This is a genomic window from Streptomyces sp. NPDC007189 (genome assembly GCF_040703635.1).
Classification (GTDB): Bacteria; Actinomycetota; Actinomycetes; order Streptomycetales; family Streptomycetaceae; genus Streptomyces.
Genome location: NZ_JBEYEY010000002.1, coordinates 662355 through 668588 on the forward strand (window position 1 = coordinate 662355; position 6234 = coordinate 668588).

Consider the following 6234-nt stretch of genomic DNA (forward strand, 5'->3'; position numbering starts at 1 on the left):
GGTGTCCTACCGGGCCTGCGGCGAGGCGTCCGGCCGCAGCGCCCCCGGCTTGGCCTGCGGGATCCGGCTGCCGTCCGCGCCGACCACGCTCCGTCCGCCCAGCGGCGCGGCGAGCCGTACGGTCTTCACGTACTCCTTGGCGATCAGCACGCACACCTTGTCCGGCCAGGGATGCTCCGTCACGCTCACGGTCACCCGCGCGCCGCTCTCCCGCGCCGCCACCGTGTAGTCGGCGCACACCCCGCCGTAGAAGCTCACCGTCAGTTCGCTGTCGTCGGCCAGGTAGCCGATCACCTTCACGGTCCGGGGCGCCGCGGACGCGGTGGGCGCCGACGGCTTGGCCGCGGGCGCCAGATACCGGGGGTCGACCGCCGGATACGACACCGTGGACGCCCCCTGCCCGCCCGGACCCCGCACCTGGAACAGCCAGGACGGCACCAGCGTCTGCCGCCCGGCCACCGAGTGCGCGGCCAGCCCGAACACCGCCTTCTCCACGGTGACCTGGTCCTCTCCCGCATCCGCCCCCCGCTTCGGCGCCCCCGTGGACGCGCCGCACGGCTGCTCCAGCCGGTTCTTCATCGGCACCGGGCCGGCACACCCGCCGATCCCCATCCGGTGGTCGCCCTGCGGCGCCGCGTTCATCAGCTTCAGCGTCTTCGCGGCGCTCAGCACGGGATACGTGTCGCCCTTCGCCGGCGCCCCGAGCAGCCCGTGGCCGCCGACCAGTTCGCCCTGCCGGTCCACGGTCAGGCCGGTCGTCCAGCCGTACGTCGGCAGCCCGCCGGCCACCGGATCGGCGTTGACCACCCGCTGGGCGCCCATCACCTGGCCCGCGTCGATCTTCGCGTCGTCCAGCCCGGCCGCCTTCAGCACCGGCGCCGCGGCCCGGGTCGCCTTCGCCGCGCTCACCGGGGCGCCGGCCGGGCCCATCGGGTCGTGCGTGCACAGGGCGCCCTTCTTGCAGTCGTCGGTGCCCGGCGCGTACCGGCTGAAGGTCCAGCTGCCCGGCGCGTCCCGGTGCACCGTCAGGCTCGGCCCGGTGCCGTCCTTGCCGCCGACCCGCCAGATCCGCCCCTCGGCCACCGGGGCGCCGTCGACGCCCAGCGCCCTGGCCAGCCGGGCCACCGCGTCCCGGCCGACCTCGCCCTTCGGCACGTACACCGGCGCGGACCCGGGACCGGCCGGCAACCGCCCCTGGGCGACGTACGTGGCGCCGTACGGGTCAGGCTCGCCCGGCGCGACGCCGCCCCCGAAGCCGTCCAGTGCGAGCGGCGGAGGAGTGGCGCCGGAGCCGGCCGCGCCCGGTCCGCCCGTACGGCCGCCGCCGTCGCTGCCCGCCGCGAGACAGGCGCCACCACCGCCGGCCAGCAGCACGGCGGCGGCCACGGAGACCACGACGAGCGGCGACCGCCGCCGCCCGGCCGGCCCGCCCGGGCCGGGGGCCTCGGCGTGTTCGGAGCCCTCGGGGTGCTCGCGGTTCTCGGGTCGCTCGGTGTTCACCGCATCGCTCCTCGCTGGTCGTATCCCGCCTCCCCCGCGTGGGGGACGGCGATGGGACGCGGGAGGGGAGCGTGCGGTTCCCGGCGGAACGCGCCCCGCGCCTCAGTCGCCGTACTCGGACATGGCGTCCAGCAGCCGCGCGGAACGCGCCGGCACGCTCACCCCGTGGATCTGGGACGGCGGCACCGGCCGGGACGCGGGGTGCTCGGGAACCGCCCAGTGCGGAGCCATCCGGGCGCAGTCACCGCGCAGCGCGGCGAGATCGCCCTCGAGGTCGGCCGGGGCGGGGGAGTGGACCTTGAGGTTCGTCATGACGGCACCGTAGGCCTGCTCCGGGGTGCGAAGAAAGATCTACTATCGGGTAGTTTCGCCAGCTGCAGTCGGGGTGGCGGACCGGGTAGCGTGAACTGTCAACCCAGCCTCCCGCAGGAGAATGCCGTCGTGCGCATCGCAGTCACCGGCTCCATCGCCACCGACCACCTCATGACCTTCCCCGGCAGGTTCGCCGACCAACTGGTCGCCGACCAGTTGCACACGGTGTCGCTCTCCTTCCTGGTCGACAAGCTCGACGTGCGCCGGGGCGGCGTCGGCGCGAACATCGCCTTCGGCATGGGCCAGCTCGGCACGAAGCCGATCCTGGTCGGCGCCGCCGGCCCCGACTTCGACGAGTACCGGGCCTGGCTCGACCGGCACGGCGTCGACACCGCCTCGGTGCGGATCTCCGAGACCCTGCACACCGCCCGCTTCGTGTGCACCACCGACGCCGACCACAACCAGATCGGCTCCTTCTACACCGGCGCGATGAGCGAGGCCCGGCTCATCGAGCTGAAGACCGTCGCCGACCGCGTGGGCGGCCTCGACCTGGTCCTCATCGGCGCCGACGACCCGGAGGCGATGCTCCGCCACACCGAGGAGTGCCGCTCCCGCGGGATCCCGTTCGCCGCCGACTTCTCCCAGCAGATCGCCCGCATGGACGGCGACGAGATCCGGCTGCTGCTGGACGGGTCGACGTACCTGTTCTCCAACGAGTACGAGAAGGGCCTCATCGAGTCCAAGACCGGCTGGAGCGACGCCGAGATCCTGGGCAAGGTCGGCCACCGCGTCACCACGCTCGGCTCGCGCGGGGTGCGCATCGAGCGGGTCGGCGAGGACCCGATCGAGGTCGGCTGCCCCGAGGAGGAGCGCAAGGCCGACCCCACGGGTGTCGGCGACGCCTTCCGCGCCGGGTTCCTGTCGGGGCTGGCCTGGGGCGTCTCGCTGGAGCGCGCCGCGCAGGTGGGCTGCATGCTGGCGACGCTCGTCATCGAGACGGTGGGGACGCAGGAGTACCGGCTGCTGCGCGGGCACTTCATGGAGCGGTTCGTGAAGGCGTACGGGGACGAGGCCGGGGAGGAAGTCCGGGCTCACCTGGGCTGAGGCTCGGGGGCCGCGCCCTGCGGCCCCTCAGTTCAGCCGGCGTACGACATACGCCGCACCCCTGTCCGCCGGCTCCTCGCCCACGTACTCCTGCCCCCGCATCTCGCACCACGCCGGGATGTCCAGGCGGGCCGCCTCGTCGTCGGAGAGGACCCGCACCGTGCCGCCCACCGGGACCTGTCCGAACACCTTGGCCAGCTCGATGACCGGGATCGGGCAGCGCTTGCCGAGGGAGTCGACCAGCACTTCCCCGGGGCCCTCCTGGGCGGCCGGTGCGGCCGGTGCGCCCAGCTTCTCCCGGACCCCCGCGACCGCGCCCGGCAGCACCTCCAGGAACCGCTCCACGTCCTCCTCGGCCGCCCCCGCCGGCAGGGACACCCGTACGTTCCCCTCGCTGAGCACGCCCATCGCCTTCAGCACATGGCTGGGCGTCAGCGTGCTGCTGGTGCAGGAGGAACCGGAGGAGACGGAGAAGCCCTCCCGGTCCAACTCGTGCAGCAGCGCCTCGCCGTCCACGTAGAGGCAGGAGAAGGTGACGATGCCGGGCAGCCGGCGCTCGGGGTCGCCGACCACCTCCACGTCCGGCACCAGCCGCGGCACCCGGGCGCGGATCCGCTCCGTCAGCTCCCGCAGGCGTACCGCCTCCTGGGCCGCCTCGGCCCGCACCGCCCGCAGGGAGGCCACGGCGGCCACGATCGCGGGGATGTTCTCGAACCCGGGCGCGCGCCCCGACTCCCGCTCGTCGACGGGCCCTTGCACGGCGAACCGCACCCCCTTGCGCACGGCGAGCAGCCCGACCCCGGACGGCCCGCCCCACTTGTGCGCGCTGGCCGTCAGCAGCGACCAGTCACCCTCGACGGGCCCCCACCCCAGCGACTGCGCCGCGTCCACCAGCAGCGGCACCCCGGCCGCCCGGCACACCTCGGCCACCTCGGCCACCGGCTGCACGGTGCCCACCTCGTGGTTGGCCGACTGGAGCACGGCGAGCGCGGTGTCCTCGCGCAGCGCGGCCGCGTAGCCCGCCGGATCCACCGCCCCGGCCCGGTTCACCGGCACCTGGGTCACCGTCCCGCCGTCCGCCTCCCACACCTCAGCCGAATGGAGTACGGAGGAGTGTTCGACCGCCGACACGATCAGGTGGCGTCCCACCCGCCGCCGCCCGGCCAACGCCCCCGCGACGCCCGTGTGTACGGCCCGGGTGCCGGAGGAGGTGAACACCACCTCGTCCGCCCGGCAGCCGACGGCCTCGGCAGCCGCCTCCCGGGCCGCGTCCAGCAGCATCCGGGCCTTGCGGCCCTCCCGGTACAGCCGCGCGGGATCCGCCCACCCCTCGTCCACCGAGGCCAACAGCGCCTGACGGGCAACGGGGTGGAGGGGAACGGCGGAGGCAGCGTCGAAGTAGGCCATACGGCAACGTTAAAACGCAGGTGAGAGTAAAGGGGCGCGAGGAAGTGCGCGCGAACCCACCACGCACCCCCACCCGCCCAGCAAACCCCCACAACCCGAGCTATTGGGCGCCCATTGCCTCCCCAACCGAGTGACAGGCGACGCGTATGCCCCCCTCCCCGCGAGCCCCCGGAGGGCGTCGGCTAGGGTTTGGTCCGCATAAACATCCAAACCCCTGCCCGACGCAGGGCGGCGACCGACCAGCGAGAAGGCCGCAGCCGACCGCGCGGGCGAGACTCTCGGGAAGGCGCTACGTGAGTCCCAACGGCTCCGACCGCTCGCCGCGGCGCCCGATGCGGCGGAAGCTGCTGCAGGCACTGACCGCGGGCCTGGTCCTGGCGACCGCAACCGGTTGCACATACAAGGACTTCCCCCGCCTTGGCATGCCCACCCCGACCACGGAAGAGGCTCCGCGGATCCTCTCCCTGTGGCAGGGATCCTGGGCGGCCGCGCTCGCCGTCGGCGTGCTGGTGTGGGGCCTGATCCTGTGGAGTGCTTTCTTCCACCGGCGCAGCCGCACCAAGGTCGAGGTACCTCCGCAGACCCGGTACAACATGCCGATCGAGGCCCTGTACACGGTGGCCCCGATCATCATCATCTCGGTGCTCTTCTACTTCACGGCCCGGGACGAGTCGAAGCTCCTGGACCTCTCCAAGAAGCCCGACGTCACGGTCAACGTGGTCGGCTTCCAGTGGAGCTGGGGCTTCAACTACGTCGAGAACGTCCCCGGTGTCTCCGGCGACGCCAAGACCGACAAGAACCTGGACGCCATTCCGGACCGGTTCAAGAAGGACTTCCCGGCCAACGCGGGCGGTGTCTACGACGTCGGTACCCCGGGCACGCGGAACCCGCAGAACGGCAATCCCGGCCCGACCCTCTGGCTCCCCAAGGGCAAGACGGTCCGCTTCGTCCTGACCTCTCGTGACGTCATCCACTCCTTCTGGGTGGTGCCGTTCCTGATGAAGCAGGACGTCATCCCGGGCCACACCAATGCGTTCCAGGTGACCCCCAACCGCGAGGGCACCTTCCGCGGCAAGTGCGCCGAGCTCTGCGGTGTCGACCACTCGCGCATGCTGTTCAACGTGAAGGTCGTCTCCCCGGCGGCGTACCAGAAGCACCTCCAGGACCTCGCCAAGAAGGGGCAGACCGGTTACGTTCCCGCCGGCATCGCGCAGACGAGCCACGAGAAGAACCGGGAGACGAACAACCTGTGAGCATCCTCAACGAACCCCAGGGTGCCGCGGCAGCTGAAGGCGCGTACGCGGACGAGCTGCCGGTCAGGCGCAAGCAGCCCGGCAATGTCGTGGTGAAGTGGCTGACGACCACCGACCACAAGACGATCGGGACGATGTACCTTGCGACGTCGTTCGCGTTCTTCCTGATCGGTGGCGTGATGGCGCTGCTCATGCGCGCCGAGCTGGCCCGGCCGGGTCTGCAGATCATGTCGAACGAGCAGTTCAACCAGGCGTTCACGATGCACGGCACGATCATGCTGCTGATGTTCGCGACGCCGCTGTTCGCCGGCTTCACGAACTGGATCATGCCGCTGCAGATCGGCGCGCCGGACGTGGCGTTCCCGCGGTTGAACATGTTCGCCTACTGGCTGTACCTGTTCGGCTCGACCATCGCGGTCGGCGGCTTCCTCACCCCGGAGGGCGCGGCCGACTTCGGCTGGTTCGCCTACTCCCCGCTGTCGGACGCGGTCCGCAGCCCGGGCATCGGCGCCGACATGTGGATCATGGGTCTGGCCTTCTCCGGCTTCGGCACCATCCTCGGCGCGGTCAACTTCATCACCACGATCATCTGCATGCGCGCCCCGGGCATGACCATGTTCCGCATGCCGATCTTCGTGTGGAACGTGCTGCTGACCGC

General features: G+C 72.1%; 6 protein-coding genes. 3 read left to right on the plus strand and 3 right to left on the minus strand.

The features are described 5' to 3' along the window. Positions 1 to 6 precede the first annotated feature (6 nt). On the minus strand, positions 7 to 1500 hold the full coding sequence (locus AB0950_RS06115) for a hypothetical protein (protein WP_366777909.1): 1494 nt from the start codon (positions 1498 to 1500) through the stop codon (positions 7 to 9). Positions 1501 to 1602: 102 nt separating this feature from the next. Beyond that, positions 1603 to 1812 carry a hypothetical protein gene (locus tag AB0950_RS06120; protein ID WP_360143378.1) on the minus strand — a complete coding sequence of 70 codons (210 nt, stop codon included), beginning with the start codon at positions 1810 to 1812 and terminating at the stop codon, positions 1603 to 1605. Positions 1813 to 1941: 129 nt separating this feature from the next. Between AB0950_RS06120 and AB0950_RS06125 the strand changes: the two genes are divergently transcribed. Next, positions 1942 to 2916, plus strand: coding sequence for a carbohydrate kinase family protein (locus AB0950_RS06125; protein ID WP_360143375.1), 975 nt, complete (start codon positions 1942 to 1944; stop codon positions 2914 to 2916). Between the two features lie 27 nt (positions 2917 to 2943). Here the strand turns inward: AB0950_RS06125 and AB0950_RS06130 are convergent, their stop codons facing one another. Beyond that, positions 2944 to 4323 (minus strand): aminotransferase class V-fold PLP-dependent enzyme, encoded by a 1380-nt coding sequence (locus AB0950_RS06130; RefSeq protein WP_366777910.1) that lies wholly within the window; start codon positions 4321 to 4323, stop codon positions 2944 to 2946. A gap of 293 nt (positions 4324 to 4616) precedes the next feature. On the opposite strand from AB0950_RS06130, the gene coxB reads away from it, so the two are divergent. Both coxB and AB0950_RS06140 read left to right on the plus strand, forming a co-directional pair. Continuing rightward, positions 4617 to 5576 carry a cytochrome c oxidase subunit II gene (gene coxB / locus AB0950_RS06135; RefSeq protein ID WP_366777911.1) on the plus strand — a complete coding sequence of 320 codons (960 nt, stop codon included), beginning with the start codon at positions 4617 to 4619 and terminating at the stop codon, positions 5574 to 5576. Continuing rightward, positions 5573 to 6234, plus strand: a 662-nt coding sequence (locus AB0950_RS06140; RefSeq protein ID WP_366777912.1) for a cbb3-type cytochrome c oxidase subunit I, incomplete at its 3' end; no start/stop codon positions are given. The genes coxB and AB0950_RS06140, both read left to right, overlap by 4 nt.

What these genes read in the sequence shown, in the direction of transcription:
- AB0950_RS06120 (WP_360143378.1), bottom strand. Translation starts at nt 1,812, where the DNA reads ATGACGAACCTCAAGGTCCACTCCCCCGCCCCGGCCGACCTCGAGGGC.
- AB0950_RS06130 (WP_366777910.1), bottom strand. Translation starts at nt 4,323, where the DNA reads ATGGCCTACTTCGACGCTGCCTCCGCCGTTCCCCTCCACCCCGTTGCC.